This window comes from Rhodoglobus sp. GW821-FHT12B09, from assembly GCF_058809925.1.
On sequence record NZ_JBXATB010000001.1, the window covers coordinates 5,823 to 32,147 of the forward strand.

At 70.2% G+C, this 26,325-nt stretch carries 25 protein-coding genes; 10 read left to right on the plus strand and 15 right to left on the minus strand.

The genetic code is table 11. The features are described from left to right. Nucleotides 1-68 precede the first annotated feature (68 nt). From AC1RTC_RS00030 to AC1RTC_RS00065, 8 genes are read right to left on the minus strand one after another with little or no spacing between them, the layout of a single operon-like run. On the minus strand, nucleotides 69-611 hold the full coding sequence (locus AC1RTC_RS00030; RefSeq protein WP_493153403.1) for a pyridoxamine 5'-phosphate oxidase family protein: 543 nt from the start codon (nucleotides 609-611) through the stop codon (nucleotides 69-71). Continuing rightward, nucleotides 608-1,378, minus strand: coding sequence for a creatininase family protein (locus AC1RTC_RS00035; RefSeq protein ID WP_493153404.1), 771 nt, complete (start codon nucleotides 1,376-1,378; stop codon nucleotides 608-610). The genes AC1RTC_RS00030 and AC1RTC_RS00035 overlap by 4 nt, the downstream gene beginning before the upstream one ends. Further along, a complete protein-coding gene (locus AC1RTC_RS00040; protein WP_493153405.1) occupies nucleotides 1,375-2,676 on the minus strand; it encodes an FAD-binding oxidoreductase in 1,302 nt (433 codons plus the stop codon). The genes AC1RTC_RS00035 and AC1RTC_RS00040 overlap by 4 nt, the downstream gene beginning before the upstream one ends. A gap of 9 nt (nucleotides 2,677-2,685) precedes the next feature. After that, entirely contained in the window at nucleotides 2,686-3,438 is a 753-nt protein-coding gene (locus tag AC1RTC_RS00045; protein ID WP_493153406.1) for an SDR family NAD(P)-dependent oxidoreductase, read from the minus strand. A gap of 7 nt (nucleotides 3,439-3,445) precedes the next feature. Next, entirely contained in the window at nucleotides 3,446-4,618 is a 1,173-nt protein-coding gene (locus AC1RTC_RS00050) for an ABC transporter substrate-binding protein (RefSeq protein ID WP_493153407.1), read from the minus strand. A 47-nt stretch (nucleotides 4,619-4,665) separates the two neighbouring features. Beyond that, nucleotides 4,666-5,481 carry an ABC transporter permease gene (locus AC1RTC_RS00055; RefSeq protein ID WP_493153408.1) on the minus strand — a complete coding sequence of 272 codons (816 nt, stop codon included), beginning with the start codon at nucleotides 5,479-5,481 and terminating at the stop codon, nucleotides 4,666-4,668. Further along, a complete protein-coding gene (locus tag AC1RTC_RS00060) occupies nucleotides 5,481-6,233 on the minus strand; it encodes an ABC transporter ATP-binding protein (RefSeq protein ID WP_493153409.1) in 753 nt (250 codons plus the stop codon). The genes AC1RTC_RS00055 and AC1RTC_RS00060 overlap by 1 nt, the downstream gene beginning before the upstream one ends. Before the next feature lie 8 nt (nucleotides 6,234-6,241). Beyond that, nucleotides 6,242-7,486: an amidohydrolase family protein gene (locus AC1RTC_RS00065; RefSeq protein ID WP_493153410.1), complete on the minus strand. Its 1,245-nt coding sequence runs from the start codon at nucleotides 7,484-7,486 to the stop codon at nucleotides 6,242-6,244. Between the two features lie 223 nt (nucleotides 7,487-7,709). Here AC1RTC_RS00065 and AC1RTC_RS00070 point away from each other — a divergent pair, with 223 nt between their 5' ends. After that, nucleotides 7,710-8,258 (plus strand): helix-turn-helix domain-containing protein, encoded by a 549-nt coding sequence (locus tag AC1RTC_RS00070; protein ID WP_493154261.1) that lies wholly within the window; start codon nucleotides 7,710-7,712, stop codon nucleotides 8,256-8,258. Beyond that, the gene (locus AC1RTC_RS00075; RefSeq protein ID WP_493153411.1) at nucleotides 8,255-9,205 is read left to right on the plus strand and encodes a PDR/VanB family oxidoreductase; all 951 of its coding nucleotides are present in this window, start codon (nucleotides 8,255-8,257) and stop codon (nucleotides 9,203-9,205) included. The genes AC1RTC_RS00070 and AC1RTC_RS00075 overlap by 4 nt, the downstream gene beginning before the upstream one ends. A 157-nt stretch (nucleotides 9,206-9,362) precedes the next feature. On the opposite strand, the gene AC1RTC_RS00080 is transcribed toward AC1RTC_RS00075, so the two are convergent. Next, nucleotides 9,363-10,616: an amidohydrolase family protein gene (locus AC1RTC_RS00080; RefSeq protein ID WP_493153412.1), complete on the minus strand. Its 1,254-nt coding sequence runs from the start codon at nucleotides 10,614-10,616 to the stop codon at nucleotides 9,363-9,365. Nucleotides 10,617-10,770: 154 nt separating this feature from the next. On the opposite strand from AC1RTC_RS00080, the gene AC1RTC_RS00085 reads away from it, so the two are divergent. Beyond that, on the plus strand, nucleotides 10,771-11,673 hold the full coding sequence (locus AC1RTC_RS00085; protein WP_493153413.1) for an XdhC family protein: 903 nt from the start codon (nucleotides 10,771-10,773) through the stop codon (nucleotides 11,671-11,673). A 124-nt stretch (nucleotides 11,674-11,797) separates the two neighbouring features. Here AC1RTC_RS00085 and AC1RTC_RS00090 read toward each other — a convergent pair whose 3' ends face one another. Further along, entirely contained in the window at nucleotides 11,798-14,392 is a 2,595-nt protein-coding gene (locus AC1RTC_RS00090; RefSeq protein WP_493153414.1) for a molybdopterin-dependent oxidoreductase, read from the minus strand. Further along, nucleotides 14,389-15,156 (minus strand): FAD binding domain-containing protein, encoded by a 768-nt coding sequence (locus AC1RTC_RS00095; protein WP_493153415.1) that lies wholly within the window; start codon nucleotides 15,154-15,156, stop codon nucleotides 14,389-14,391. Before AC1RTC_RS00095 ends, AC1RTC_RS00090 begins: the two co-directional genes overlap by 4 nt. Before the next feature lie 64 nt (nucleotides 15,157-15,220). On the opposite strand from AC1RTC_RS00095, the gene AC1RTC_RS00100 reads away from it, so the two are divergent. From AC1RTC_RS00100 to AC1RTC_RS00110, 3 genes are read left to right on the plus strand one after another with little or no spacing between them, the layout of a single operon-like run. Continuing rightward, nucleotides 15,221-16,348 carry a mannitol-1-phosphate 5-dehydrogenase gene (locus AC1RTC_RS00100; protein WP_493153416.1) on the plus strand — a complete coding sequence of 376 codons (1,128 nt, stop codon included), beginning with the start codon at nucleotides 15,221-15,223 and terminating at the stop codon, nucleotides 16,346-16,348. 9 nt (nucleotides 16,349-16,357) lie between these two features. Beyond that, nucleotides 16,358-16,777 carry a hypothetical protein gene (locus tag AC1RTC_RS00105; RefSeq protein WP_493153417.1) on the plus strand — a complete coding sequence of 140 codons (420 nt, stop codon included), beginning with the start codon at nucleotides 16,358-16,360 and terminating at the stop codon, nucleotides 16,775-16,777. Beyond that, complete coding sequence (locus AC1RTC_RS00110) at nucleotides 16,774-17,187, plus strand: hypothetical protein (RefSeq protein ID WP_493153418.1); 414 nt, start codon at nucleotides 16,774-16,776, stop codon at nucleotides 17,185-17,187. The genes AC1RTC_RS00105 and AC1RTC_RS00110 overlap by 4 nt, the downstream gene beginning before the upstream one ends. Before the next feature lie 180 nt (nucleotides 17,188-17,367). On the opposite strand, the gene AC1RTC_RS00115 is transcribed toward AC1RTC_RS00110, so the two are convergent. After that, the gene (locus AC1RTC_RS00115; protein WP_493153419.1) at nucleotides 17,368-17,742 is read right to left on the minus strand and encodes a DoxX family protein; all 375 of its coding nucleotides are present in this window, start codon (nucleotides 17,740-17,742) and stop codon (nucleotides 17,368-17,370) included. 70 nt (nucleotides 17,743-17,812) lie between these two features. Between AC1RTC_RS00115 and serA the strand changes: the two genes are divergently transcribed. After that, the gene (serA, locus tag AC1RTC_RS00120) at nucleotides 17,813-19,405 is read left to right on the plus strand and encodes a phosphoglycerate dehydrogenase (protein ID WP_493153420.1); all 1,593 of its coding nucleotides are present in this window, start codon (nucleotides 17,813-17,815) and stop codon (nucleotides 19,403-19,405) included. 78 nt (nucleotides 19,406-19,483) lie between these two features. Here the strand turns inward: serA and AC1RTC_RS00125 are convergent, their stop codons facing one another. Continuing rightward, a complete protein-coding gene (locus AC1RTC_RS00125; RefSeq protein ID WP_493153421.1) occupies nucleotides 19,484-19,744 on the minus strand; it encodes a DUF6458 family protein in 261 nt (86 codons plus the stop codon). A 65-nt stretch (nucleotides 19,745-19,809) separates the two neighbouring features. Here AC1RTC_RS00125 and AC1RTC_RS00130 point away from each other — a divergent pair, with 65 nt between their 5' ends. Both AC1RTC_RS00130 and AC1RTC_RS00135 read left to right on the plus strand, forming a co-directional pair. Next, the gene (locus AC1RTC_RS00130; protein ID WP_493153422.1) at nucleotides 19,810-20,868 is read left to right on the plus strand and encodes a 3-isopropylmalate dehydrogenase; all 1,059 of its coding nucleotides are present in this window, start codon (nucleotides 19,810-19,812) and stop codon (nucleotides 20,866-20,868) included. A 24-nt stretch (nucleotides 20,869-20,892) separates the two neighbouring features. Continuing rightward, entirely contained in the window at nucleotides 20,893-21,999 is a 1,107-nt protein-coding gene (locus AC1RTC_RS00135; RefSeq protein ID WP_493153423.1) for a branched-chain amino acid aminotransferase, read from the plus strand. A 75-nt stretch (nucleotides 22,000-22,074) separates the two neighbouring features. Here AC1RTC_RS00135 and AC1RTC_RS00140 read toward each other — a convergent pair whose 3' ends face one another. Together AC1RTC_RS00140 and AC1RTC_RS00145 are read right to left on the minus strand one after the other, a co-directional pair. Then, nucleotides 22,075-24,714, minus strand: coding sequence for a hypothetical protein (locus tag AC1RTC_RS00140; protein ID WP_493153424.1), 2,640 nt, complete (start codon nucleotides 24,712-24,714; stop codon nucleotides 22,075-22,077). Between the two features lie 72 nt (nucleotides 24,715-24,786). Next, nucleotides 24,787-25,419: an alpha/beta hydrolase family protein gene (locus tag AC1RTC_RS00145; protein ID WP_493153425.1), complete on the minus strand. Its 633-nt coding sequence runs from the start codon at nucleotides 25,417-25,419 to the stop codon at nucleotides 24,787-24,789. A gap of 15 nt (nucleotides 25,420-25,434) precedes the next feature. On the opposite strand from AC1RTC_RS00145, the gene AC1RTC_RS00150 reads away from it, so the two are divergent. After that, nucleotides 25,435-26,208: a fumarylacetoacetate hydrolase family protein gene (locus AC1RTC_RS00150; protein ID WP_493153426.1), complete on the plus strand. Its 774-nt coding sequence runs from the start codon at nucleotides 25,435-25,437 to the stop codon at nucleotides 26,206-26,208. The last annotated feature ends 117 nt before the right edge of the window (nucleotides 26,209-26,325 follow it).

Sequence of the window (26,325 nt, forward strand, 5' to 3'; positions counted from 1 at the left end):
GCGCCCTCTAGGGCGCGTATCGAGACGGGTCGAGACCAGGTTTCGATACAGGCGCTGGAGCGCCTTACTCAACCAGCCAGGTAGCTCAGCACCCACTGCCCGTCGACGAGCGCGTACTCGTCGCGGCGGGAGGCGGCCTCCGCGTTGCTGGTCCAGAACGTGAGGCGGGTCGGGCGCACGAGGAAGCCGATCCAGGTCGGCGGCGGGTCGGCCGGCACGTCGAACGCGGCCCACTGAGCGACGCGAGAGGCGAGCGGCAGCTGCGCGAACTCGGGGGAGTTCAGCCACGCGAGCTGCTTCAGGTACGGCGATCGGCGCTCGAACGCGGCGGCCTGCTCGGAGGCGGGCGCCACCGACGCGAGGCCCTGCACGACGAGCTGCCGCGTGAAGCCCGGCCAGAGGAAGGTGAGGGCGACGGCGGGGTTGGCCGCGATGTCCGCCACCTTGCGGGAGCGGCTGTCGGTGTGGAAGTAGAGTCCCTCGTCGTCGCGCTCCGTGAGAAGGACGGTGCGGGCATCCGGAGCGCCGTTCGACACGGTGGACAGGATCATCTGCGGCCGCTCGAGCACGTCGTTGCCCGGCAGCCAGTCGTCGAGGAGCGGGAAGGTCACTGGTTGAACCGGGCGATCTCGGTGAGCTCGGCCACGCCCTGCGCGGTCGAGGTCTCGACCAGGTGCGACCCCCAGGCGGCGCTGGCGGACGTCGGGTCGCCGATCACGCCGGTGGGCCCGAAGTCGTTGGACTGCCAGCCGAACGCGACGGAGCCGCCGTTGAACTTGATGTGCTCGAAGTCCGCGATCTGATCGGGCACCGCGCGCGTGGCGACCGACAGGTCGACGAGCTCGGGCCGAAGCGCCATCACCATCGAGGTCTCGCCGTGGCCGCCGTGGATGCCGAAGCCGCGCTCATCCGGCCCGTTCACGCCGTCGCCGGCGGGCATGCCGGCGTTCATGAGGAACGTCCGCAGCCCGAACTGGATGTGCAGCTCGCGGAGTGCGACCATGAGCAGCGCGGTGTTGCCGCCGTGCCCGTTGTAGAACACGAGGGTCTTCGCCGGCGTGTTCGCGACCGATCGCCCGAGGTCGACGAGGGTGCGCATGAGGGTCTCCCACGAGACCCACATCGTGCCGGGCGCCCAGTGGTGCTCGTCGGACTTCGTGTACGCGAGCGGGGCGAGCCGCCAGACGTCGAGGCCCGTCGCGACAGCAGCGTCCACTATGCGAGACGACATCAGGTCGGCGAGGATCAGGTCGGTCGCGAGCGGCAGGTGCGCGCCGTGGTGCTCGATCGAGCCGGTCGGGAGCACGATGATCGAGTCCGCGGTGAGTGTTGTCGCGAGCGAGGGGCCCGCCAGCTCGTGAAGCTCCCGGGAGCTCACAGCTGCGACCCCGTCGCGACGGGCGGCTTTGCCTGCAGCTTGCCGGGGTTGAGCAGGTTGCCCGGGTCGGTGGTCGCCGCGTGTGCAAGGGTGCGGTCGGGCTCGTAGTCCACGAACCACTGGTGGGGGTTGTGGTACCCGACGCCGAGGGCCGTGAGCCTGTCGAATCCCGCGAACACCTCCTCGGCCGACTCGTACTCGCCCACGAGCATCCCGATCGGCCTGCCCTTCTGGGCCTCGATGTGCAGCATCCCCCCACGGTAGACCGCGTGCACCTCGTCGATGCGGTCGACCAGCGCGTCGCCCGAGACCTCGACGTGGAAGTAGCGGTTCGGGTCGGACTTCTGCAGCCACTCGATGGGGTGGTTGTAGCTGAGCATGCTGAGCTTCATCGAGGCCTGGGCGCCCTCGCGCACGTCCTCCACAGTTCCGCCCGCGGCCTCCACGAGACGCCGGGCCTCGGGCAGCGACGCCGCGTCGAGGATGCCGCGCAGTGAGGCCCGCCCCTTCACGATGGCCGGGTCGTCCGGCAGGGCATCGGCGAGGGCTGGCAGGTCGGCGGAGACCAGTCGCGGGGTCGGCTCGAGGTCGGCGAACGGCCGGATGACCGACAGCGCGCCCTCGAAGGTCGGGAAGCTCGCGTAGAACCCCCGCCAGTCCTGCAGCGGCTCGAGGGCGACGGTGGCCCGCGCGATGATGCCGGCGGTGCCGTAGTTGTGGATGTACGGCTCGGCGGCCTCGCCCTCGACGTGCATAAGCTGCGCGTCCGGAACTCCGTGCACGACGTCGAGCGCGAGCACGTAGCCGTGGTGCAGCATGCCGTGCTTGATCGACCCGGTGCCTCCGGAGCCGCCCGAGATGAAGCCGCCGATCGACGACTGCGCCGTCGACGGGTACATGAGCAGCTGCTGGCCCGACTTCCACGCGGCCGTCTCGAGCGAGACCATGGTCGCGCCCGCCTCGGCGGTGATGAAGCCGTCGCCGACCTCCAGGACCTCGCGGGCGCGAGACAGGTCGAGCACGAGGCCGCCGGCCATCGGGATGCCCTGCCCGTAGTTGCCCGTGCCCTTGCCCCGGGGCGTGATCGGCACGCCGTGGCGTACGGCGGCGCCCACCGCGAGGGCGATCTCCTCCGCGTTGGCGGGGTAGGCGACGAGATCGGCGAAACCGAGCGGCAGCTGCTCGGCGATGACGGGCGACATCCGCGCGCCGTCGACGGAGGCCTTCTCGCGGGCCGCGAGCTCGACGCTCACGCCCTTCTCGCCGAGCAGGGAGCGGAGTTCTTCTTCGAGGTTCATGTGGTCCTTTTAGTGCATGACCATCCCACCGGTGACGTTGATCGCCTGGCCGGTGAGGTAGTCGGAATCGGGGCTGGCGAGGAAGAGCGCCACCGAGGCCACATCCGACGTCTCGCCGAGGCGCCCGAGAGGCGAGTAGGCCGACCACGTGTCGATGTCCGCCTGGGTGCGGGTGGCGGCACCCATCTCGGTGAGGATGTAGCCGGGGCAGAGCGAGTTCGCCGTGATGCCGTGGCATCCCCACTCAAGTGCCGCCATTCGGGTCAACGCGACCACGGCGGCCTTGGAGGGCGGATATGCGCCTTCGCCCGCCCCGCCCTTCTTGGCCGCCATGGACGCGAGATTGATGATCTTGCCGCCGTGGCCGGCGGCGATCATGGCGCGCACGCTGACCTGCATGGTCGTGAGCATGGCGCGCGTGTTGATCGAGAACGTCTCGTTCCAGTTCTGAACGGTGAGGTCGAGGAGAGACGTGAACCTGAGGATGCCCGCGCTGTTGACGAGCACGTCGACGCCGCCGAGCGACTCGACGGCCGCCTCCGTGGTGGCCTGTGTCGCGACGGGGTCGAGCAGGTCGACCTCGTGGAAGGTGCCGCCGATCCTCTCGGCGTGCTGTGCGCCGAGGTCGACCAGGCGGTCGAGGATGCTCACCCGAGCACCCTCGACCGCGAAGCGGGCGGCGATCTCGCCGCCGATGCCGCGGGCCCCGCCAGTGACGATCACGCGCTTGCCGGCCAACCGGCCTGCCACTGGCGGGGTCATCGGTGTGCTACTTCAGGCCGAGAGACATGTCCACGAACTGGTTCGTGTACAGGTCCTCCGGGGTGAGTCCGTCGGCCATCGCGACATCCTGTGCCGTGAAGATCGGCGTCACGATGTCGAAGAGGTCCTTGACGCGGGCCTCGTCGAAGTTGCCGAGCGTGTCGTCCGGCCCGTTGGCGACGATACCGTCGGCCAGCTGGGTGTCGAACGAGTAGTCCGCGACGCCCTGGCTGTAGACCCAGCCGGTGTCGTACTTGTCGACGAGCTCGAGGATGAGCTTGTTGGTCGCGTCCTTGGTGGTGCCGTCGTAGTAGTCGATCTCAGCCTGCTGCATGACCGGCACGAGGGCGGTGAGGCAGTCGGCGTACTTCGTCACGTCGTCCGGGCGCACCGAGACCATCGCCGCGTACTTGGGGAAGCCCGCGTCGTTGATCAGCTGGTACTTGACGTCCTTGCCCCACTCCGGGACCTCGTTCTTGTAGATGTAGGGCTCTGCCGAGGCGAAGCCCTGCTGGGCCGTCTTGCCCGCCTCCGACACGAACACGGCGGGCGAGCCGTCGTAGGTCGAGTCGATCTGGTCGGCCGAGAGGATGCCCGCACCGACGAAGTAGTCGATGTAGACACCGCCCGGGAAGACGCGGATGGGCGCCTTCGCGGTGCCGAGGTCGGCGATCGTCTCAACGTCGGGGTAGGTCTCCGGGTCCCACATGATCATCTGCGGGTCCTTCTCGAGCGGCTGGAACACGCCGACCGTCGGGAGGTCCACCGAGTGGGCGATTGCCTCATCCGTGCCCACGTACGCCATGAAGATCGAGTCATCGCTGTACAGCTGGGCGTTCGGCTGCGAGAAGCCGACCGCCGGGCCGCCGGCCAGGATCGTCACGTCGACGCCGGTGTACTCGCCGCTGGCCATGAGCGGGCCCGTGACCGTCTTGTTGGTGTCGTCGATCGTGTAGTCGGAGCCCAGGAGCGAGTACAGGTGGCCGTGCTCGGCCTCCGGGTTCCAGTCGGTCTGGATCTTGATGTCCGTCGGGCAGCCTGCTGCGGCCAGGTCAACGGATCCAATGGTCAGGCCGTCGGACGTCTCCGCCGGGGTGGGGGTGCTGCTACAGGCGGTGAGCACCATCGAGCCGGCGACGAGGCCGGTCACGATGATCGCACGCGTGCGTGTGATGCGCATTGGATCTCCTTCTGTGTTGTGTGTGATTGCAGGGGGTCGGATGAGAATTAGAAGTCGTACCACTTGCCAACGGCGCGCCGGCCGAGCCAACCGAAGACCAGGAAGATGACGACGCCGAACAGGGAGGCGACGAGCACGGAGGCGAACAGCTCGGCCGAGTTGAGGCGCGCGCTGTACTTGGCGATGAGGGCCCCGATGCCGGGCGTCCCGCGCTGGAAGAAGAAGTCGCCGACGATCGCGCCGACGACGCTGAGCCCCGCCGAGATGCGCATGCCCGCGAAGATCGCCGGGGTCGCCGCGCGCAGCTCGAGCTTGGTCAGGATGGTCCAGCGCGAGGCGCCCTGCAGCTTGAACAGCTCGCGGTGCGACCGGTCCACCGACTGCAGGCCGAACAGGGTGTTCGACACCATCGGGAACAGCGCGATCATGATGCAGACGACGACGCGCGACGGGAAGTCGTAGCCGAACGAGAAGCCGATGAGGGGCGTGATCGCGAGGATCGGGATGGCCTGCAGCAGCACCGCGTAGGGGAACAGGGTGCGCTCGACCCACCGCGCCTGGCTCATGGCGATGGCCCAGATGATGCCGATGACCATCGCGATCAGCAGCCCGACCAGCGCGACCACGGCGGTGTTGCCGAGGGCCTCGAAGATGTCGGGTGCGGTCTTCGGCTCGACCAGCTTGCCGAGCACCTGGTCGGGGCGGGGCAGGAGGAAGCTGCGTTTGCCGAGAGCAGCGTTGGCGATGTAGGCGACCGCGATGATCGCCGCGAGCAGGGCGATCGGCGGGCCCCAGAGCCCGACCTTCGCGGGGCCGAAGTTGCCGCGGCGGCGGCGCAGCGGGGCTGCCTGCGTGTCGGCCATCAGTTGTGCCCTTCCCTCAGCGCGTGCGACACCTTGCCGACGAGCGCCGCGAACTCGCCCGTGAAGCGGATGTCGGGGTCGCGGGGCATCGCGAACGGCACCTCGAAGGTGTCGACGATCGTGCCGGGGCGGCCCGACATGACGATGACCTTGGTGGAGAGGTACACGGCCTCGGAGACCGAGTGCGTGATGAACAGCCCGGCGAACTGCTTCTCGGCGAACAGCCGGAGGAGCTCATCGTTCAACCGCTCGCGGGTGATCTCGTCGAGCGCGCCGAACGGCTCGTCGAACAGGAAGATCTCGGGGTCGAGGGTGAGGGAGCGCGCGAGCGAGGTGCGCATCCGCATCCCGCCGGAGAGGGCGCGGGGGAGGTGCTGCTCGAAGCCCGTGAGGCCCACGAGGTCGATGGCCTCCTTGGCCTTCGCGAGGCGGTCGGCCTTCGGCGTGCCGTGCAGTTCGGCGAGCAGTTCGACGTTCGACTGCACACTGCGCCAGGGCAGCAGTGTCGCATCCTGGAAGACGTAGCCGATGCGGTCGGTCGCGAGCTCGACGGTGCCGTGCGACGCGGTCTCGAGCCCGGAGGCGATGCGCAGCAGCGTGGACTTGCCGCAGCCGGAGGGGCCGACGACAGTCACGAACTCGCCGCGCTTGACGGTCAGGTCGACTCCCGAGAGGGCTACGGTGCCGTCGGGGAAGGTCATCTGCACATCGCTGAAGTCCAGCAGTGTGTCTGTCTGTGTTGCAGTGGGCATGGTGGGTGTCACCTCGTTTCGAGGATGGGTGTGCGGATGGGGGATGCCACGGTGTAGCTGACCTCGCTGTGGGCGACGAGCGAGCCGGCGTGGATGACGTAGCGGTCCGCCGAGGCGTTCGCAATGACATCCGAGAGGCTCGACCCGCGCACCGCGAGGAGTTCCGCCCGCGCGCCGACCCTCACGCCGGCCCGGGGGAGATTCATGACCGAGCGGGCGCCGTCGCTCACGGCGGCGTACGCCTCCTCGAGGGAGAGGTGCCCGGCGGTGACGAGCAGCGATGCCGTCTCCAGGGCGTCGCTGCGGCCGACCGGGTTGAACGGGTCGCGCACGTTGTCGGCGCCGGCCCCGACACGGACGCCCGCGTCGAGGAGTGGACGCAGGGCTGTGAGACCGCGGGGTGTGGACACCGGGTGCTCCCAGCCCTGCAGGTACAGGTTGGTGATGGGCAGCGAGATGATGCCGATGTCGGCGCGGAGCACCGCGGTGATCACCTCGTCGAGCTCCGCCGCCTCCAGCGTGCCGAGTCGCACGCAGTGGCCGGCCGAGACGGGCACCTCCCAGTCCCGCACGATGCGGGCGAACTCGAGGATGGTCGGGTCTCCCGTGAGCCCCTCGTCCGTGTGCAGGTCGACGCCGAGCCCGCGGCGCTCGGCGAGGGCGAGGAGGCGGCGCAGGTCGTCCAGCGGCGCGGGGGCGAGGTGCGGGGCGCCGCCCACGAGGTCGACGCCGAGGTCGAGCGCGGCCTCGATCGCGGCATCCGGGATATCGGAGGCGGCCAGCGCGACGAGCTCGATGTCCATGAGGTGGGCGAGCTCGCTGCGCACCCGGGTCAGCGCCCGCACGCCGCGCAGCGGGTCGTCGCCGATCAGGATGTCGACGTGGCACCGCACGGCGGTGGTGCCGTTGCGGAGCATCCCGAGCGCGGCGGTGCGCGCGCGGTCGGCGATGCTCTCGACGCTCATGCCCGAGGAGTACGCGCGCCACGACTCGATGGCCTTGACGAGGTCGCCCGCGGGCGGGTTGATGAGGTCCCAGGAGAGGGCCTTGTCGAGGTGGGCGTGGGGCTCCGCCGGGGCGGTGAGGAGCATGTACCCGGAGAGGTCGATGATCGAGTCGCCCGCCGCGACGATGCCGGGCTCCGCCGGCCGCACCGCCCGGACGATGTCCTCGATGAGCTCCACGTCGACGAGCGAGCCGTCCGGGAGCAGGGCGTTCCTCAGCAGCGAGAGCTGGTGGGGAAGGGTGGGCACGGTGCGGACTCCAGGGCTGGAAGTGGCTGGATGCAGCATCCGCACCGTTGAGTCGGCTGCACGTGAATGTTGATGGGATCAACAGGACCGAATCTAAGAGCGTCGCGTTTCCAGCGTGTGACGTGATCATTTCGACGTGTTAATTTGCGGCGCGCTCTCGGGATAGGCGTGGTACGAATTCACGAGGAACGAGGAGGACACCGTCACAGCGCTCGACGCCGCCATCGACAGGCAGGCCGTTCAGGTCGGCTCGCGCATCCGCGCGCTCCGCCGAGCCCGCGGCCTCACACTCGAGGAGCTGGGCGCGCTCTGCGAGCTTTCGCACCCGTTCCTGAGCCAGCTCGAGCGCGGTCGGGCCAGGCCCAGCATGGTCTCACTCGAGAAGATCGCGAGGGCGCTCGGCAGCAGCCAGCTCGAGCTGCTCGCGGGCGGGGACGACACCACCTCGACCCTGGTGCGCGCCGCCGAGGGCACGCGCGGCCACTACGGCGAGGGCGAGGCGCGCATGCTCGTGCACGGCACGCGCAGCTTCCACCCCATGGAGTTCCGCGGCTCGAACCAGATCGCCGGCGACTACTTCGTGCACGACGAGGACGAGTTCATCCACGTCGTCGAGGGCTCCGTCGAGGTCGATCTCGGCGAGCAGGGCGTCTCGGTTTTGGTCGAGGGCGATTCGCTCTATTACGTTGGGGGCACTCCCCACCGCTGGAGAGCCCTCGAGCCCGGCGGGTACCGCCTGTTCGTGGTCAAGGAGAAACCAGAGCAGCTATGAACGCCCTCGATTCCACAGCTTTCGACATGGTCGTGACCCGCAGGGTCGAGGATGCCGACGGGGTCGCCCTCCTCGAACTCGAGGCGGTCGGCGACCGCCCGCTGCCGCGCTGGCGGCCCGGCGCGCACATCGACGTGATCCTGCCGAGCGGCGACGCGCGCCAGTACTCCCTCTGCGGAACGCCGGGCTCGACCACGTGGCGCATCGGAGTCCTGCGCGAGGACGACGGCCGCGGGGGCTCCGTGTGGATCCACGACCACGCCCTCGAGGGCGCCGTGCTGCGGGTCGCCGGGCCGCGCAACCACTTCGAGTTCGCGCCGGAGCGCGGCACGCGCTACCTCTTCATCGCGGGCGGGATCGGCATCACGCCGATCTCCGCGATGGTCGAGGCGGCCGCCGCCGCGGGCGTGGAGTACCGGCTCGAGTACGCCGGGCGGTCGCGCTCCACGATGGCGCTCGTGTCGCTCGAGGACGGGCATCCGGGGCGTGTGTCTGTCTATGCTGCCGACGAGGGGCAGCGGCTCGACCTGGCTGCGCTGTTCGAGACCCTGCCGCCGTTCACCACGACGTACTGCTGCGGTCCCGCGCGGCTGATCGAGGCTGTCGAGGCTGCGGCGAAGGGGCGGCAGCTCAAGGTCGAGCGGTTCGAGCCGAAGGCGCTGGGCGCGCCGATCCTCGCGGAGCCGTTCGAGGTCGAGCTCGCGTTCTCCGGCATCGACCTCGTCGTGCCGCCCGAGCGCAGCGTGCTCGAGGTCGTCGAGGAGGCGGGCGTGCTCGTGCTGTCGAGCTGCAAGGAGGGCACCTGCGGCACGTGCGAGACGCGCGTGATGGCGGGGGAGGTCGACCACCGCGACTCGATCCTCACCCCTGACGAGCAGGACGCGAACGACGTGATGTACATCTGCGTCTCCCGCTCGGCGGGGCCGAGGCTCACACTCGAGCTCTAGGTCGGTTGAGTAGGCCGCCCGCGGCCGTATCGACACCCGGTGGGTTGAGTAGGCCGCCCGCGGCCGTATCGAAACCCGGTGGGTTGAGTAGGCCCCCTAGGGCCGTATCGAAACCTCCCCTCCGCGACCCCGGTTTCGATACAGGCGCCAGGGCGCCTTACTCAACCCGCTGGCGCAGCCGCTCCACCAGGTCGCGCTCGTCCGCGTTGACGAGGGCGTAGTCGCGCACCACGACCTGCCCGTTCACGACGACGTGCTTCGGCCGGCGCCCGGGGTTCGCCCACAGCAGCCCGGCGACCGGGTCGGCGACGCCCGCATCGGCGACGCCCGACACGTCCCACACGCACAGGTCGGCGGCGGACCCCGGGCGGAGGTGCCCGAGCTCTCCCCGCCCGAGACCGGCGGCCGAGCCGGCCATCGCCATCGCGAGCACCTCCCGCGCCGCCAGCGGGCGCCCGACCAGGGGCGCCACCTGCATCGCGAGCCGGGCATCCGCCAGCAGGTGCCCCGCGTCGTTGCTGCCGCCCCCGCTGGTGCCCAGGCCGACCGGGATGCCCGCCGCGAGCAGTGCCGCGACGGGGGCTACGCCCCAGCCCATCGGCAGGTCGCACCCGGGAGCGTGGGTCGCGCTCACCCCGGCGCGCGCGAGCCGGGCGATCTCGTCCGGGGTCACGTCGCAGAGGTGCGCGAGCGTGACGTCGTCGGCGAGCCAGCCCCACTCCTCGAGCAGGTCGATGGGCCGCCTGCCGTACTTCTCCAGCGCGATCGCGGTGTCGACCTGCTCGTTCGACTGGGTCCGCCGCCGGAGCCGGTGCTTCGCCGCGACCTCGGCGAGCAGCTCGAAGGTCTCGCGCGAATCGCTGTGCACGCCGGCCGGGCCCACCGCGAGCTGGAGCATCCCGTCGCTCGTCACGCCGTTGCGCTCGCCGAGCAGGGCGCCCACGATCGCCTCGGCGGAGGCCGCGGCCTCCTGCGGGTCGTCCCGTGCCGACCCCCGCACGAACACCAGCCGCCCGCCCAGAGCCCGCGCCGCGTCGGCGGTCGCCCGCGCGATGGAGACGGTGTCGGCGCCGCTCGGCCAGGTGAGGTGGTGGTCGGCGACGGTGGTCACGCCGCTGAGCAGGCCTTCGGCGACTCCGACGGATGCCGCGGCCGACGCCAGCTCGGCGTCCACCCCGGCCCGAGCGTAGGCGGCGGCCATGGTGGGCAGCCAGTCGCGCATGGCGACCCCGCGCGTGCCCGGCAGCGTGCGGAACGCCGACTGCAGGAGGTGGTGGTGCGCGTTGACGAGGCCGGGGGTGACGATGCATCCCGATGCATCGATTACTCCGTCGCCCTCGACGACGAGGTCCCCGCTCGTCTCGGTCGTCTCGTCGATGACGATCGCGGTGGCGCCGGTGATGGTGAGCATGGTGCGTTTCTACTCCGCGGATGTGTCGGGGTTGTAACGGCTAGTAGCGGTAGCGGCACTGCCAGATGATGGGCTGCTCGCCGTCGAATGAGTAGGGACCTTTGCGGGCGGCAGCCGTAACCCTGCGGAAACGGGGGTGTGAGACATTGGTGACATGCACGAGATCGCTGACCGCATCCTCGCGGCCGTCGACGCCGGTCGGACGCTCGTCGTGGCCACGGCGATCGCGATCGACGGGAGCGCGCCGCGCACCGTCGGCACGTCGATGGCATGGGACGGCGACTCCGTCATCGGCAGCATCGCCGGCGGCTGCGTCGAGGGGGCGGTGGTCGACACGTGCCAGCTGGTCGCGGAGGACGGCGTCGCGCGCACGGTCGAGTACGGGGTCAGCGAGGAGACCGCGTTCTCTGTCGGACTCACCTGCGGTGGAGTCATCCGGATCCACGTGCAGCCCCTGACCGAGGAGCTCGAAGCCTCCCTGCGCGAGGGCGCGGATGTCGACGTCTGCGGCTACCTCGACCGAGCTCCCGTCGAGCGGCGGATGATCATCTTCGGCGCCATGGAGTTCTCCGCGACGCTCGCAACGGCGGCGGCGGTGCTGGGATACCGCGTGACGGTGTGCGACCCGCGGCCGCTGTTCGCGACATCCGTGCGGTTCCCGACCGCGGAGGTCGTGGTCATGTGGCCGACCGAGTACCTCGCGACGACGGCCGTCGACGAGCGCACCGTCATCTGCGTGCTCAGCCACGACGCGCGGTTCGACGCGGAGCTCATCGCCCAGGCGCTCGCGCTGCCCGTCGCCTACGTGGGCGCGATGGGCTCGCGCAACACCCACGACCGCCGGGTCGCCTCCCTGCTGGAGCGGGGAGTGAGCCACGACACCATCGCCGGACTGCACTCTCCGATCGGCCTCGACCTCGGCGCGAGCACTCCCGAGGAGACCGCGGTCTCGATCCTTGCCGAGATCCTCGCGGCCCGCTCCGACAGCACCGCGCTGCCGCTCACCGTGCTCGACGGTGCTATCCACGGCCGCCGCGCGGTCCGGCTGGTTGAGTAGGCCGCCCGCGGCCGTATCGAAACCGGATCGTGAAACAGCTGGTTTCGATACGCGCCCTGGAGGGCGCTACTCAACCCGCGGCCGTATTGAAACCGGATCGTGAAGCCACGCGCCCTGGAGGGCGCTACTCAACCCGCGCGAGCCTCCACAGCCGGTCGCGCGACATCGGCAGCTCGTGCGGCCGCACGCCGAGGGCGTCGCGGACCGCATTCGCGAGCGCCGGCGCCACCGGGTTGTAGGGCGCCTCGCTCATGGACTTCGCGCCGAGGGGCCCCAGGGCGTCGGTGGTGTCGGCGAACAGGACCTCGGTGACGGGGATGTCCGCGAACTGGGGCACGTGGTAGTTGCGGAACGCCTTCGTGAGCACCCGCCCCTCCCCGTCGAGGATCATCTCCTCGTACAGGGCCGTGCCGATCGCCTGCGCGGTGCCGCCCTCGATCTGCCCGCGCAGCTGCTCGGGGTTGAGCACGTAGCCGGCGTCCGCGGCCTGGACGGACTGCAGGATGCGCACCTCGCCGGTCGCGGGGTTCACGGCCACCCGGAAGGCGTGCACGTTGAACGACACGGAGCGCGGCGAGCCGTCGTGCGAGGCGGTGGCGGTGAGGCCGGGGCGCGGGCCCTCCGCCGCGATGAGCTCTTTCAGCGACAGGGCCGCCGCGAGCAGCGCCTTGCCCGCCACCACCACCCCGGCCGAGCCGAATGCCCCGGTGTCGTAGGAGACGGCATCCGTGTCCGACTGCCTGATCGCGATGCGGTCGACGGTCGTGCCCAGCGCGGATGCCACGAGCTGGGCGTGCACCGTCGTGGTGCCGTTGCCGAACTCCGCTGTCCCCACGGCGATCTCGTAGGCGTCCGGGCCCAGTACCGTCACCGACGCCGTCGCGTAGTGGCCGCGCGGCGCGATCGTCGCGATCATGGCGAGCGCCATGCCGGTGCCGACCGGCCACCCGGCGGGGCCTTCCGCGGAACCCGAGTGGAGTGCTCCCTCCGCGAGGTCGAGGCACTGGTCGAGCCCGTAGCTGACCATCGAGAGGTCGCTCTGCTCGTCGACGGACGTCACGACGAAGTCGTCGCCCGGCACGATCACGTTGCGGCGGCGGAACTCGAACGGGTCGATCCCGAGACGGCGCGCGAGTTCGTCCATGGCCGACTCGACGGCGAAGATCACCTGGCCGAGGCCGTAGCCGCGGAACGCGCCAGAGGGCAGGTTGTTCGTGTACACCGACTGGGCGTCGACCCGCTTGTTCGCGCACCGGTACACCTCGATCGACTCGTGGATCGAGTGGAACATCACCCCGACGCCGTGGTTGCCGTAGGCGCCGGTGTCCATGAGCTGGTCGACCGCGAGCGCCGTGAGCACCCCGTCTGCCGACGCGGCGACGGTCACCTCGACGCGCATCGGGTGCCGCGTCGGGGCGATGGTGAACTCGTCCTCGCGGGTGAACTCGTACTGCACCGCGCGCCCGGTCTTCAGCACCGCGAGAGTCACGAGGTCCTCGGTCAGCAGCTCCTGCTTGCCGCCGAACCCGCCGCCCACGCGGGCCGTGAACACCCGCACCCGCGCGGGGTCGAGCGCGAAGATGTGGGCGAGCTCGTCGCGCACGAGGAACGGCACCTGGCTCGAGGTGCGGATCACGAGCCGCCCGTCGGCGTCGAGCCAGCCCCGCGCGGCGTGGGTCTCGAGGGCGGCATGGCTCACGCGCTGGGTCTGGAACACCCCTGAGAAGGATGCCGCGGCGGCCGCGACCGCACCGCGCACGTCGCCCAGCTCGCCGTGGAACTCCGCAACGGTGTTGCGCGAGGGATCGGAGATGCGCGACTCCGGCCCCTTGTCCCCGTGCAGGAGCGGAGCCCCCGTCTCCCGCGCGCGCAGCGGGTCGAACACGGCGGGCAGCTCCTCGTACTCGACCTCGATCAGCCCGAGCGCGAGCTGCGCGATCCCGACCGTGTCGGCGACGACGGCGGCGACGCGCTGGCCGCGGAACCGCACCACCGGGTCGAAGACGCGCGAGTCATCCGGATCGTCCTCGCGGTTCTCGTGGCGGCCGGTCGAGAACAGCACGTCCGGCGAGTCGAGGTGGGTGAGCACGGCGTGCACGCCCTCCGTCGCGAGAGCCGCGGACGCGTCGATCGACAGGATGCGCGCGTGCGCGTGCGGCGACCCGAGCACGGCCACGTGCAGCAGGGCCGTGGTGGTGAAGTCGAGCGTGTACGGCTCCGTGCCGGTCACCACCCTCAGGGCGGCGGGCGGAGCGATCGAGCGGCCCGCAGCCTCGCCGGCGCCGGCCTGCTCGGTGTTGTGCACGCCGCAGACCGCGTCGCCGATCGAGCGGTAGCCCGTGCAGCGGCACAGGTTGCCCTTGAGCATCCGCGGGAGGTCGTCGGTGGAGTCGAGAGCTGACGCCGTGACGACCATCCCCGCCGTGCAGAAGCCGCACTGGAAGCCGCCCGCGTCGACGAACGCCTGCTGCACGGGATGCGGGTGCTCGACGGTCCCGAGCCCGGACACCGTCGTCACCGCCGCCCCCTCGAGCCGGTGCGCGGGGTAGATGCAGGAGTGGACGGGCCCGCCGTCTACCAGCACCGTGCACGCGCCGCAGTCGCCCGAGTCGCAGCCCTTCTTGACCTCGAAGTGCTCGTTCTCGCGCAGCAGGGTGCGCAGCACCTGGCCGGGCCGCGGCGCGGCCTCGAGCGGGGACCCGTTGACGGTGAACCTCATGCGAGCTCGCCCCTGATCTCCTCGGCGAACGCGAGGCTCATCGCGCGGCGCCAGTCCGGGGTGCCGTGCGCGTCGCGGTACCAGTCGTCGATGGTGTCCACGGATGCCGCAACCTCCGCCGCGCTGGGGGAGGCGTCGAACGCGAGCCGGTGAGGGCGGGTGGTGCCGCCTGTCACGGCGATGACCGTCAGGCCCGTGGCATCCCGCCGCCCGGTCACGAGGGTGCCGGTGCGGCCCAGCGGCGAGAGTGCGATGCGGCGGAACGCGGTCCGCTCCAGCGAGGACAGCGGGATCTCGACAGCCCGGACCACTTCGCCGGGGGCGAGGACGTTCGTGCGCACCCCCGTGATGAACTCGGCAGCGGGCACCCGGCGCTCGGAGGACGCCGTCCAGAGCAGCAGCGTCGCGTCGAGAGCTACCGCGAGGGAGGTCATCGGCCCGGCAGGCAGGGACAGCGCGATGTTGCCGCCGACCGTGGCGATCCGCTGGATCTTCCACGACGCCAGCAGCGAGTCGGCGCACTGCTGGAAGAACGGGCCGAGGCCGCGAAGGGTCTCGATGGTGCACGTCGCGGCGATGACCAGCGCGTCGTCGGTGCGGGTCACCGGCTCCCAGCCCATGCCGAGCAGGTCGACGACACCGGTCGCCTCCTGCGGCTCGGAGTACAGCCAGGTGCCCCCGCCGATCACCACCTCGCCGGGCGCGAGGGCGAGGTCGCCGCGCTCCCGGGCGACTCTGGCCGACTGCACTGCGACGAGGTCCATCCCCTGAGTCTTGCCGATGGATGTGACGGGGGTGTAACGCCTCGCACGAGAATAGGATCACTGCATGGCGAAGACGGCTGTACATTTCGGGGCGGGCAACATCGGCCGGGGCTTCGTCGCCCAGTTCTTGCACGAGAGCGGGTACGAGGTGGTCTTCGCCGACGTGAGCGAGGAGCTCATCGGCGCGCTCCAGGCGCGCGACTCCTACGAGGTGATCGAGGTCGGCGAGGGGGCCCAGACCAAGACCGTCGACAACTACCGCGCGATCAACTCGAAGTCGCACGAGGCCGACGTGATCGCCGAGATCGCGAAGGCCGACATCGTCACGACGGCCGTCGGCGCGCGCATCCTGCAGTTCGTCGCCCCGGTCATCGCCGCGGGCCTGGCCGCCCGCACCAACCCCGAGCCGCTCGTCGTCATCGCCTGCGAGAACGCCATCGGCGGCACCGACGTGCTCGCCGCCGAGGTGCGCAAGCACGACCCCGCTGAGAACGCGGTCTTCGCGAACTGCGCGATCGACCGCATAGTCCCCGAGCAGTCGGGCGGTCTGGATGTCACGATCGAGTCGTTCTTCGAGTGGGTCGTCGACCGCACGCCGTTCGGTGGCACCACCCCCGACATCTACGGCGTCACCTGGGTGGACGACCTGGAGCCGTTCATCGAGCGCAAGCTCTTCACGGTGAACACCGCGCACGCGGCAGCGGCCTACCACGGGATCGACCGGGGCTGGGTGTCGATCCGCGAGGCCCTCGCCACCCCCGAGCTGCAGGCCGAGATCCGGGCGGTGCTCGCCGAGACGAAGGCCCTGCTCGTCGTCAAGCACGGTTTCGACCCGGACGAGCAGCAGGCCTATATCGAGAAGACCCTCAAGCGCATCAGCAACCCGGCGCTGCCCGACACCTGCGAGCGGGTCGGCCGCGGGCCGCTCCGCAAGCTCTCCCGCAAGGAGCGGTTCATCGGCCCCGCCGCCGAGCTCGCCGAGCGCGGCATGGAGACGTGGAACCTGCTCAACGCCGTGGGCGCGGCACTCCGGTTCGATGTGGAGGAGGACGCGGAGAGCGTCGAGCTGCAGGCCATGCTCGCCAGCGGAGCGCCGGCGGACGCCCTGGCCCAGACGATCACCGGGCTGGAGCCGTCGCATCCCCTCTTCCCGCACGTCGTGGAGGTCCTCGAACTGCGCCTGGCGCGCTAGGGTTCGACTATGGCGGACGTGGACGACGACGACGCGGCCCTGGCCTGGGCCGGGGATGAGAAGCCGGTGCCGGTCGCGGGGCCGAAGACGGAGACCCGCATCGTCGAGGTCGCCCCGGACGCGAAGCCCCAGATGCCCGCGGCGCTGCTCATCACCTACGGCATCCTCGCCGGCGCGTACCTCATCTACACGATCGGCTGGGTGGTGAGCGTGCAGCGCTACAACGCCACAGTCGTCACGTCGCCCGAGCCGCTCAACGCCTTCATGTTCGGGCTGGGGGAGATCCTGGCGATGCTCGCCCCCGCCCTGTGGTTCGCGGCCGCGCTGCTGCTGACGCGCGGGCGCAAGCCGGTCATTCGGCTGCTGGCCCTCCTGATCGGTCTCGTCGTGGTCCTGCCGTGGCCGTTCGTGCTGGGGGTGTGGCAGTGAGCGACTCGATCGCGGACTCGGAGAACCCTCTCGAGGAGATCGTCCAGGACGACGCCCGCGAGGCCAAGCGCGGCCGGTACGGCTGGCTGAGCCTCGTTGTCGCGGCCCTGTTCGGGCTCTTCTACGCCTACGACGTGTGGGAGGCCCTCGGCAACCTCTTCAACCTGCCGACCGCCTACAACGCGCTCGGCCTCGGCGACCGCATCCCGTGGGCCCTGCTCTGGGTGGGCGTGCTCGTGCCGCCGCTCGTCTTCGCAGTCGCCGTCTTCGTCGGCCGCCGCAACAACGTCTTCGGCAAGGCGCTGATCTTCCTCGTCGGCCTCGCGGTCGTCGCGGCCCTGACGCTCGGGATGCTCGCGCTCGCCGACTCGCTGCTGCCGCCCCTGCTGCCCGGGGTGCTCTCGAACTGAGTGCCGCGTCCTTTCGCGTGCCCCGGGGCTGCCCCTCCGTGGCGTTCACCGTTCGTAGGACATTCTGCGCCGGCCGGCGGCCGGTGTGTTCCGGTGCAGTGCGCCCAAATGTCCTACACACGGTGAATGCGGTGGAGGGCCCGCCCGCTCGGAGAACAGGCAACCGGGCGGTACCGGCGCTCACACGATCGCGAGCAGCACCAGCAGGATCAGCACGAGCTGGGCGATGTACCTCGGCCAGAACGGGAACGCTGCCCGGCCGAACTTCTCCGGGTGCTCGGCCGCGTACGCGTTCGCGGGGAACACCGCGATCAGGAACAGCACCAGGGCGATTCCGGCCGCGAACCGCGTGAAGGGCACGAGGATGCCGACGGCCCCCGCGATCTCGCACAGCCCGGTGAACCGCACGAGCGTCTTGCCGCTCACGCGCGTCTTGAGGGCGGGCGGCACCATCGCCGCCATGCCGCGCGCCGTCGCGGGCAGGAAGTGGTTGACCCCCATCACGAGGAACACCGCGGCGAGGGCGATGCGGATGATCCACTGCGTTACGTCCATGTCCTCATGCTCACACGGCGACCGGTAAAGTCGTGGGGTTGCTCCTTAACCGACTGAAGGATTCGATCCCGTGGCCAAGCCGATCGTGCTGATCGCCGAAGAACTCTCGCCCGCGACAGTCGAAGCCCTCGGGCCCGACTTCGACATCCGCTCCGTGGACGGCACCGACCGCGCGGCGCTCCTGGCCGCCCTGGAGGACGCGAGCGCGATCCTCATCCGGTCCGCGACCAACGTTGACGCCGAGGCGATCGCCGCCGCGAAGCACCTCAAGGTGGTGGCCCGCGCCGGCGTCGGCCTCGACAACGTCGACATCAAGGCCGCCACGGCGGCGGGTGTCATGGTCGTCAACGCCCCGACCTCCAACATCATCTCCGCGGCCGAGCTCACCGTCGGCCACATCCTGAGCCTGGCGCGCCACATTCCGGCCGCTCACGCCAACCTCGCCGCCGGCACCTGGGCGCGCTCGAAGTACACCGGCGTCGAGCTCTACGAGAAGACGATCGGCATTATCGGCCTCGGCCGCATCGGCGCCCTCATCACGGAGCGCCTCCAGGCGTTCGGCATGAACGTCGTCGCGTACGACCCCTACGTCACGAGCGCCCGGGCCCAGCAGCTGGGCGTGACCCTCCTCAGCCTCGACGAGCTGCTCAAGACCGCTGACTTCATCACCATCCACATGCCGAAGACCCCCGAGACGACCGGGATGATCAGCACCGACCAGCTCGGCCTCATGAAGCCGACGGCCTTCATCGTGAACGTCGCCCGCGGTGGCCTGATCGACGAGGACGCGCTGTTCGCCGCCCTCAAGTCGAAGCGGATCGCGGGCGCGGGCCTCGACGTCTTCGTCAACGAGCCGCCGAAGGAGTCGCCGCTCCTCGGCCTCGACAACATCGTGCTCACGCCGCACCTCGGCGCCTCCACCGACGAGGCGCAGGAGAAGGCGGGCGTCTCCGTGGCGCGATCGGTCCGCCTCGCCCTCGACGGGGAGCTCGTGCCCGACGCGGTCAACGTGGCCGGGGGCGCCATCGACCCGAGCGTGCGCCCGGGCATCCCGCTCATGGAGAAGCTCGGCCAGGTCTTCGCGGGCCTCGCCGACAGCCCGATCACGACCATCGACGTGGAGGTGCGCGGCGAGATCGTCGAGCACGACGTCAATGTGCTCAAGCTCGCGGCCCTCAAGGGCGTGTTCTCGAACAACGTGACCGAGTCGGTCAGCTACGTGAACGCGCCGCTGCTCGCCGAGGCCCGCGGCATCACTGTGCGGTTGGCGACGGATGCCACGAGCGAGGAATACCGCAACCTGCTGACCATTCGCGGGTCGCTCTCCAACGGCTCCACCATCTCGGTGTCGGGCACCCTCACGGGCACCAAGCAGACGCAGAAGATCGTCGAGATCAACGGGTACGACGTCGAGGTGCCGATCGCCGAGCACCTCATCGTGATGATCTACAAAGACCGCCCGGGCATCGTCGCCGTGTACGGCAAGGAGTTCGGCGAGGCCAGCATCAACATCGCGGGCATGCAGATCGCGCGCCAGAGCGCGGGCGGCCAGGCACTGAGCGTGCTGACCGTCGACTCCCCGGTGCCCGACGAGCTGCTCGAGAAGGTGCGCACGGCGATCGAGGCCGACCTGCTGCGCGAGATCGACATCGTCGCGCAGTAGCTCGGACTAGCTCACCGCGGCAAGCCGACCGTAGACGTAACGACCCGGACCACGGTGCCGGGCCGTTACGGGTCTGGGTCAGACGACGTCGGTGGGCGGCGTCGTCGACGTGCGGCGCTGGGCTACGTTCGCCCCGCTGCTGTCGACGCCCGTGGTCACGGTGGTGACCGACTGGCGCTTGCGGAGGGTGAGGACGAGCCCGATGACGAAGACCACGAGGCCGGCACCCATCAGGATGTAGCCGATCAGGTCGAGGTCGACGAACGCGTTCTCAAGGTTGACGGCGAAAGTGAGGATCGCGCCGATGACGAACAAGACGATTCCGGTTCCAATACTCATGGGGCTGACGCTATCTCCGCGTCCCGAGAATCGGTGAGGGGTTGCGCTCCCGATATCGTTGTGCCATGTCATCCCGCTCCGAAAGCACGTCTCTCTCCCTCGCCGTCATCCCCGGTGACGGCATCGGCCCCGAGGTCATCGCCGAAGCCCTCAAAGTCCTGACCGCGACGGGGGTGGATGCCACGATCACCGAGTACCCCTTCGGCGCCGGCCACTTCCTCGAGACCGGCCGCATTCTGGAGCCGGACGACCTGGACGCCCTCGCGAAGCACGACGCGATCCTGCTGGGCGCCATCGGAGGCGACCCTCGGGATGCACGGCTGAAGGGCGGGATCATCGAGCGGGGCCTGCTGCTGAAGCTGCGGTTCGCGTTCGACCACTACGTGAACCTGCGCCCGACCGCCATCTTCCCCGGGGTGGAGTCGCCCCTGGCCGCGCCCGGCGACGTGGACTTCCTCGTCGTGCGGGAGGGCACCGAGGGCCCGTACGTGGGCAACGGCGGGGTCATCCGGCCGGGCACCGCCCACGAGATCGCGACCGAGGTGTCGATCAACACGGCGTTCGGGGTGGAGCGGGTCGTGAAGTTCGCCTTCGAGCAGGCCGAGCAGCGACGCAAGAAGCTCACTCTCGTCCACAAGACCAACGTGCTCACCAACGCGGGCGCGCTCTGGCAGCGGATCGTGACCGAGGAGGCGGCCAATCACCCCTCGGTGGACTGGGACTACCTCCACGTCGACGCCGCGACCATCTTCTTCGTGACGAACCCTGCTAGATTCGACGTCATCGTCACGGACAACCTCTTCGGCGATATCCTCACCGATCTCGCTGCCGCAATCAGCGGCGGCATCGGACTGGCGGCCTCGGGCAATATCAACCCGGACGGCACCTTCCCCAGCATGTTCGAGCCCGTGCACGGTTCGGCCCCGGACATCGCAGGCCAGCAGCTCGCCGACCCCACGGCGGCGATCCTGTCCGTTGCACTGCTCCTCGCCAACCGGGGCGAGCAGGATGCCGCGGCCCGGATCTCCACGGCGGTCGTGGCAGACCTGGCGGCCAGGGGGGCGGCGAAACGCAGCACTTCTGAGATCGGTGACGCGATTGCGGCAGCCGTGGCGCAGAATTAACAGACCTTCCGACTAAGGACCATCATGAAGAACCTCCTCGCCCCCACGACTCTCCAGTTCATGGTGAAGCCGAACCAGGAATCCCGATCCGCGGCCGAGCACGCCGACATCCTCGCGAACCCCGGCTTCGGCAAGCACTTCACCGATCACATGGTCGACATCTGCTGGAGCGAGCAGGGCGGCTGGCACCGCCCCCGCGTGCAGCCCTACGGCCCGATCGCGATGGACCCGGCCGCTGCCGTGCTGCACTACGCGCAGGAGGTCTTCGAGGGGCTCAAGGCCTACCGCCACGAGGACGGCTCGATCTGGACGTTCCGCCCCGAGATGAACGCGGAGCGCATGAAGCGCTCCGCCGCCCGCCTCGCGCTGCCCGAGCTGCCCACCGAGTACTTCATCGAGTCGCTGCGCCAGCTCATCGCTGTCGACGCCCGCTGGGTGCCGTCCGCGCCGGACACCTCGCTGTACCTGCGGCCGTTCATGTTCGCGAAGGAGGCGTTCCTCGGGGTGCGCCCCGCCGCGAAGGTCAACTACTACGTGATCGCCTCGCCCGCCGGCGCGTACTTCAGCGGGGGAGTCGCCCCCGTCTCCATCTGGATCTCCACCGACTACGCCCGGGCGGGCCGCGGCGGCACCGGTGCGGCGAAGACCGGCGGCAACTACGCCTCCTCCCTCGTCGCGCAGCAGGAGGCGTACGACCACGGCTGCGCCCAGGTGCTGTTCCTCGACTCCGAGAAGAGCCAGTACCTCGAGGAGCTCGGCGGCATGAACGTGGTCTTCGTCTACAAGGACGGCCGCATCGTCACGCCGGAGTCCTCGAGCATCCTCGAGGGCATCACGCTCGACTCGATCCTGCAGCTGGCGAAGGACCGCGGCCTGAACGTGCAGCAGCGCAAGGTGACCATCGACGAGGTGCGCGAGGGTGTGGCATCCGGCGACATCGTGGAGATGTTCGCCTGTGGTACCGCAGCCGTCGTGGTGCCGATCGCCCAGTTCAAGGCCGTCGACTACACGATCGGCGACGCCGATGCGCCCGCCGGCGAGCTCACGCTGTCACTGCGGCAGGAGCTCACCGACATCCAGTACGGCCGCGCCGCGGACCGCCACGGCTGGATGACCCGCCTGGACGCCTAGGCGGGTTGAGTAGGCCGCCCGCGCCCCAGCTGGTTGGGTAGGCCGCCCGCGGCCGTATCGAAACCCCCCCGCCCCCTACGGCACCACGAGCTTGCCCACGGGGAACTTCGCCACTGGCGTGTACCCGGGCAGGCTCCCCGAGATCACGACCGTCACGGTGGTGCCCAGTTGCGCACTGGTGACGGTGAACGTCGACGCCGTGGCGCCGTCGATCGAGGTGCCATCGGAGAACCACTGGTAGACCAGGCTCGGCGCGGGGGTGAACGTGCCCACGACGGCGGTGAGCTTGGTGCCCACCTTGCCGGTGCCCGTGACGGACGCCGCGACCGGAGTCGTCGTGAACGTGAGCGCCTCGAGGGGCGCGGTCTCGGCCGAGGTCCGTGCCGTTGACGCGAATCCGGACTTGGACCCGATCACCCGCACGCTGAACGTCGCGCCGACCTGCGCGGCCGTCGGCTTGTAGGTCGCGGCCTCGGCGCCGATGATCTCAACCCCGTTCGCGTACCACTGGTACGAGAACGTCGCGCCGGGCGACCAGGTGCCGGGGACGGCCGTGAGGGTGTTCCCGAATCGGAGGGATGCCGCGGCCGGTGTCTTGGTGATGGTCGGCACCGGTGCCGTGGCGAACGCGCCGCGCTCGAGTGGGCCGCTACCCACCGACGAGGTGCGCACCACCACCGGGTAGCCGGGCGTGGTGCTCGTCACGCGGACGGTGATGTCCTCGCCGACCTGGGTTGCCGTCGGCATGTACGTAGCCGCCGTGGCACCGGCGATCGGCACACTGTCGGCGAACCAGCGGTAGGTGAAGGTCGACCCCGCGTCCCACCCGGCGGTGGACGCGGTGAGCGTCGCGCCGACCCGCGCGGAGCCGGTCACCGTGGGCTCCGGCGTGGCGGCGTACACGCCGAGCGCCACGGCGGTCGCGGGGGTCACGACCCGCGCGGCGGCGATCGCGCCGACGGCGGTGCCGGTCACCTTGACCGTGATGAGCTTGCCGAGCTGTGCGCCCTTGGGGGTGAACGTCGACTGGGTCGCGCCGGCGATCGGCACACCGGCGGCGAGCCACTGGTACGAGAACGTGGCAGCCGGCGTCCAGGTGCCGGGGTCCGCGGTCAGGGTCACCCCGACCTGCGGCGTTCCGCTGACCACCGGTGCGACGGTCTCCTCGAACGGGATCGCGGCGACCGCGGCAGTCGGCAGCGAGGTCTTGGAGGCCGTGAGGCCGGTCTTCGTGCCGGTCACGGTGACCGTGATCTTCTTGCCGAACGTGTCCGCGGTCGGTACGTAGGTCGAACCGACGGCGCCGACGATCGGGATGCCCGCCGCGAGCCACTGGTACGTGAACGCCGTGGAGGCTGCCCAGACGCCAGTGACCGCCGTCAGGGTCGCGCCGACCTTCGCGGTGCCGGTGATCGTCGGCACCGCGGCGGGGGCGAGCACGCCGGCGCCGATCGGCGCCGTCGGCAGGCTCTCGGCCGTGCTGGTTCCATAGCCGGCCTTCACCGCCTGCACCCGCACGGTGAGGGCGGCCTCGAAGTCGTCCAGCGTGGGCTTGTAGGTAGCGGCCGTGGCGCCGCTGATTGCCGCGCCGTCGCGCCACCAGCTGTACGTGAAGACGGGAGCCGGCGCGGGAACTGCGGCCCACGTGCCCTTGCTGGCCGTGAGGGTGCCGCCGACGATCGCGCTACCGGTGATCACCGGCAGCGCAGAGTTCACGAGCGGACCGTTGCTGATCGTGATGGGGGCGTTGAGCAGCACGTAGCTCTCGCTCTTCGAGCCTGCCCAGAGCCGGTACGCACCGGCCGGTGTCGAGGCGGGAATGGTCACGGTTCCGGCGATGTCGCCGCCCGGTCCGGCAGTGAGGGTGGTGAGGCTCGTCGCCACGGCAGGGCCGTAGAGAGCGACCACCACGGACTCGTTCGGCGCGTAACCGGCACCGGCCACGGTGACGGTGCTTCCGGCTACTGCCGTGGCGTCCGCGGTGAAGGAGAGGCTCCCCGTTGGAACGGAGACGTCGGTGCCCGTGTCGTAGATGACACGGCTTGTTGCCGAAGTGAGGAGCGCCCGGTAGTCCTCGCCGGCGAAGTTCCCGGGAATCGCGGTGGTGGAGGTGATGGCGCCGCCGGCCGCCTGCACCGTGACTGTCGCAGCGACCGCATTCTCGAAGGTGTCCTCATTGGCGACAGACTCGTCGTAGGGAGTGACCCGCACCGACTCGCCGTCGAGGAACCCGACCTTGTTCACGGTGAAGTTGACGGCCCCCTCATCCGTGAAGGTCGTCCACTGGCCCGAGCTGTGGAACATCGACGAGGGCGTGCTCGTCTGGATGGTGAACGGCAGGGCTGCCAGCTCCGTGCTGCCGCACTTCACGACGATCTGTCCGACGCCGCTGAGGCCCGAGGGGAAGACGTAGCCGGAGACAGTGCCCCAGGCGGGGAAGCCCTTGCCGTTGCCGGTGAGCGCGGTGGTGACGCCCGCCTTGCGGAACGACACGGTCTTGCCGCCCGAGCACGGGGCGGTCGCGATCTCGGCGATGCTCACGCCATCGGTGCTGAGCGACCAGTTCTGCCCGTACAGGTAGTACCCGGGGTCGGCCGGGTCTGACGGGCTCGCGCTGGCGGCGCCGATCCCCGTGACGACGAGCGCCGCAGCGGCGGTTGCGGCCGTGAGAGCGGTCAGCGCGCGGCGCCAACCTCGGGACGGGACTGTGCTCATTGTTGCGCTCCTAGTGTTCGGGTCACGTGCGAAAGTGCCTAATAGTAGCGTTGGTGAGGGCCGCTCGCGTCCCTATCCGATGAACTCCCGCACCGCGTCCGCCGCCGTCACCAGATGTTCACGGTGCGTGAACCCCGACACGGCCTTGCGCGGCTTGAACTCGTGCTCGCCGTCCTCGAGCCAGCAGAACCGGATGCTCGCAGGCAGGCCGTACCCGGCGACCTCCTCGCGCGTGCCGAAGGGGTCGCGCGAGCCCTGGCAGATCAGGGCGGGAGTGCGCAGCTCGAGCAGGTGCGCGGTCCGCAGCTTCTCCGGCGCGCCCGGCGGGTGGAACGGATACCCGAGGCACACGAGCCCCTCGACCGACCCCGCGCCGCGCAGTTCGTCGGCGACCATGCTCGCGACCCGGCCGCCGTACGACTTGCCCCCGATGTAGACCGCGCCGCCGACGACCGCCACCGCCTCCGCGACGGCCGCCCGGTACTCGTCCAGCACCCGCTCGGCTTTCGGCGCGGGCTTGCGCGCCCCGGTGCGCCGCGCGGCCATGTAGTCGAATTCGAAGCGGGCGACGCGGATGCCCCGCTCCTCGAGAAGCTCGGCGAACCCGTTCAGCCAGGCGGAGTCCATAGCCGCCCCCGCACCGTGCGCGAGGACCAGCGTCGCGATCGGGTCGGGCGGCGAGTTCCACAGCAGGTCGACGGGCATGGCACGATCGTATCCATGAAGATCGCGCGCTTCTCGACCGGCTCCGCCGGCGGCGACCCCCGGTACGGCATCCTCGACGGCACCGACCTCGTGGTGCTCGCGGGCGATCCGCTGTTCAGCGGTTTCGACACTCTCGACGAGCGGGTACCGATCACCCAGGTGCGGCTCCTGGCCCCGGTCATCCCGCGCTCGAAGGTGATCGCTATCGGCCGCAACTACCGCGACCATGCCGCCGAGTTCGGCAACGAGGTGCCGGAGGAGCCGATGATGTTCCTCAAGCCGAACACGTCGGTGATCGGCCCGGGCGACGCGATCGTGCTGCCGAAGCAGAGCTCGCACGTCGACTTCGAGGGCGAGCTCGCGGTCGTCATCGGCAGCGTTGCCCGCAACGTGCGGGAGGAGGACGCGGCGAGCGTGGTCTTCGGCTACACGATCGCCAACGACGTCTCGGCACGCGACCTCCAGAAGAAGGACGGCCAGTGGGGCCGCGCGAAGGGCTTCGACACCTTCTGCCCGCTCGGCCCGGTCATCCAGACCGAGTTCGACCTCGCCTCGGAGACCATCGAGTCCCGGCTCAACGGCGAGGTCCGCCAGTCCTCGCCCCTGACCGCGCTCGTGCACTCGGTCGCCTCGCTCGTGGCGTTCACCTCCTCGGTCTTCACGCTGCTGCCCGGCGACGTCATCCTGACCGGCACCCCCGCCGGCGTCGGACAGCTCTCCGACGGCGACACCATCGAGATCACGGTCCCCGGCATCGGCACGCTCCGGAACCCGGTCCGGGCCGCCTGACCCCGCGGATCAACTGCGAGCTGTCGCAGTGGGTGGGATGCCCCGGCCCCCGTCGCACCCGCCCCCGGGAACTTGTCGAACGGCCGCTCGGGAGCGCCGCCCAACGCCGTCATGCGC

Bases quoted from the DNA above. Each gene is read 5' to 3' on its own strand.
- AC1RTC_RS00040 (WP_493153405.1), bottom strand. From the start codon at position 2,676: ATGAACCTCGAAGAAGAACTCCGCTCCCTGCTCGGCGAGAAGGGCGTG.
- AC1RTC_RS00045 (WP_493153406.1), bottom strand. From the start codon at position 3,438: ATGACCCCGCCAGTGGCAGGCCGGTTGGCCGGCAAGCGCGTGATCGTC.
- AC1RTC_RS00050 (WP_493153407.1), bottom strand. From the start codon at position 4,618: ATGCGCATCACACGCACGCGTGCGATCATCGTGACCGGCCTCGTCGCC.
- AC1RTC_RS00055 (WP_493153408.1), bottom strand. From the start codon at position 5,481: ATGGCCGACACGCAGGCAGCCCCGCTGCGCCGCCGCCGCGGCAACTTC.
- AC1RTC_RS00060 (WP_493153409.1), bottom strand. From the start codon at position 6,233: ATGCCCACTGCAACACAGACAGACACACTGCTGGACTTCAGCGATGTG.
- AC1RTC_RS00075 (WP_493153411.1), top strand. From the start codon at position 8,255: ATGAACGCCCTCGATTCCACAGCTTTCGACATGGTCGTGACCCGCAGG.
- AC1RTC_RS00080 (WP_493153412.1), bottom strand. From the start codon at position 10,616: ATGCTCACCATCACCGGCGCCACCGCGATCGTCATCGACGAGACGACC.
- AC1RTC_RS00085 (WP_493153413.1), top strand. From the start codon at position 10,771: ATGCACGAGATCGCTGACCGCATCCTCGCGGCCGTCGACGCCGGTCGG.
- AC1RTC_RS00090 (WP_493153414.1), bottom strand. From the start codon at position 14,392: ATGAGGTTCACCGTCAACGGGTCCCCGCTCGAGGCCGCGCCGCGGCCC.
- AC1RTC_RS00095 (WP_493153415.1), bottom strand. From the start codon at position 15,156: ATGGACCTCGTCGCAGTGCAGTCGGCCAGAGTCGCCCGGGAGCGCGGC.
- AC1RTC_RS00100 (WP_493153416.1), top strand. From the start codon at position 15,221: ATGGCGAAGACGGCTGTACATTTCGGGGCGGGCAACATCGGCCGGGGC.
- AC1RTC_RS00105 (WP_493153417.1), top strand. From the start codon at position 16,358: ATGGCGGACGTGGACGACGACGACGCGGCCCTGGCCTGGGCCGGGGAT.
- AC1RTC_RS00115 (WP_493153419.1), bottom strand. From the start codon at position 17,742: ATGGACGTAACGCAGTGGATCATCCGCATCGCCCTCGCCGCGGTGTTC.
- AC1RTC_RS00125 (WP_493153421.1), bottom strand. From the start codon at position 19,744: ATGAGTATTGGAACCGGAATCGTCTTGTTCGTCATCGGCGCGATCCTC.
- AC1RTC_RS00130 (WP_493153422.1), top strand. From the start codon at position 19,810: ATGTCATCCCGCTCCGAAAGCACGTCTCTCTCCCTCGCCGTCATCCCC.
- AC1RTC_RS00135 (WP_493153423.1), top strand. From the start codon at position 20,893: ATGAAGAACCTCCTCGCCCCCACGACTCTCCAGTTCATGGTGAAGCCG.
- AC1RTC_RS00140 (WP_493153424.1), bottom strand. From the start codon at position 24,714: ATGAGCACAGTCCCGTCCCGAGGTTGGCGCCGCGCGCTGACCGCTCTC.
- AC1RTC_RS00145 (WP_493153425.1), bottom strand. From the start codon at position 25,419: ATGCCCGTCGACCTGCTGTGGAACTCGCCGCCCGACCCGATCGCGACG.
- AC1RTC_RS00150 (WP_493153426.1), top strand. From the start codon at position 25,435: ATGAAGATCGCGCGCTTCTCGACCGGCTCCGCCGGCGGCGACCCCCGG.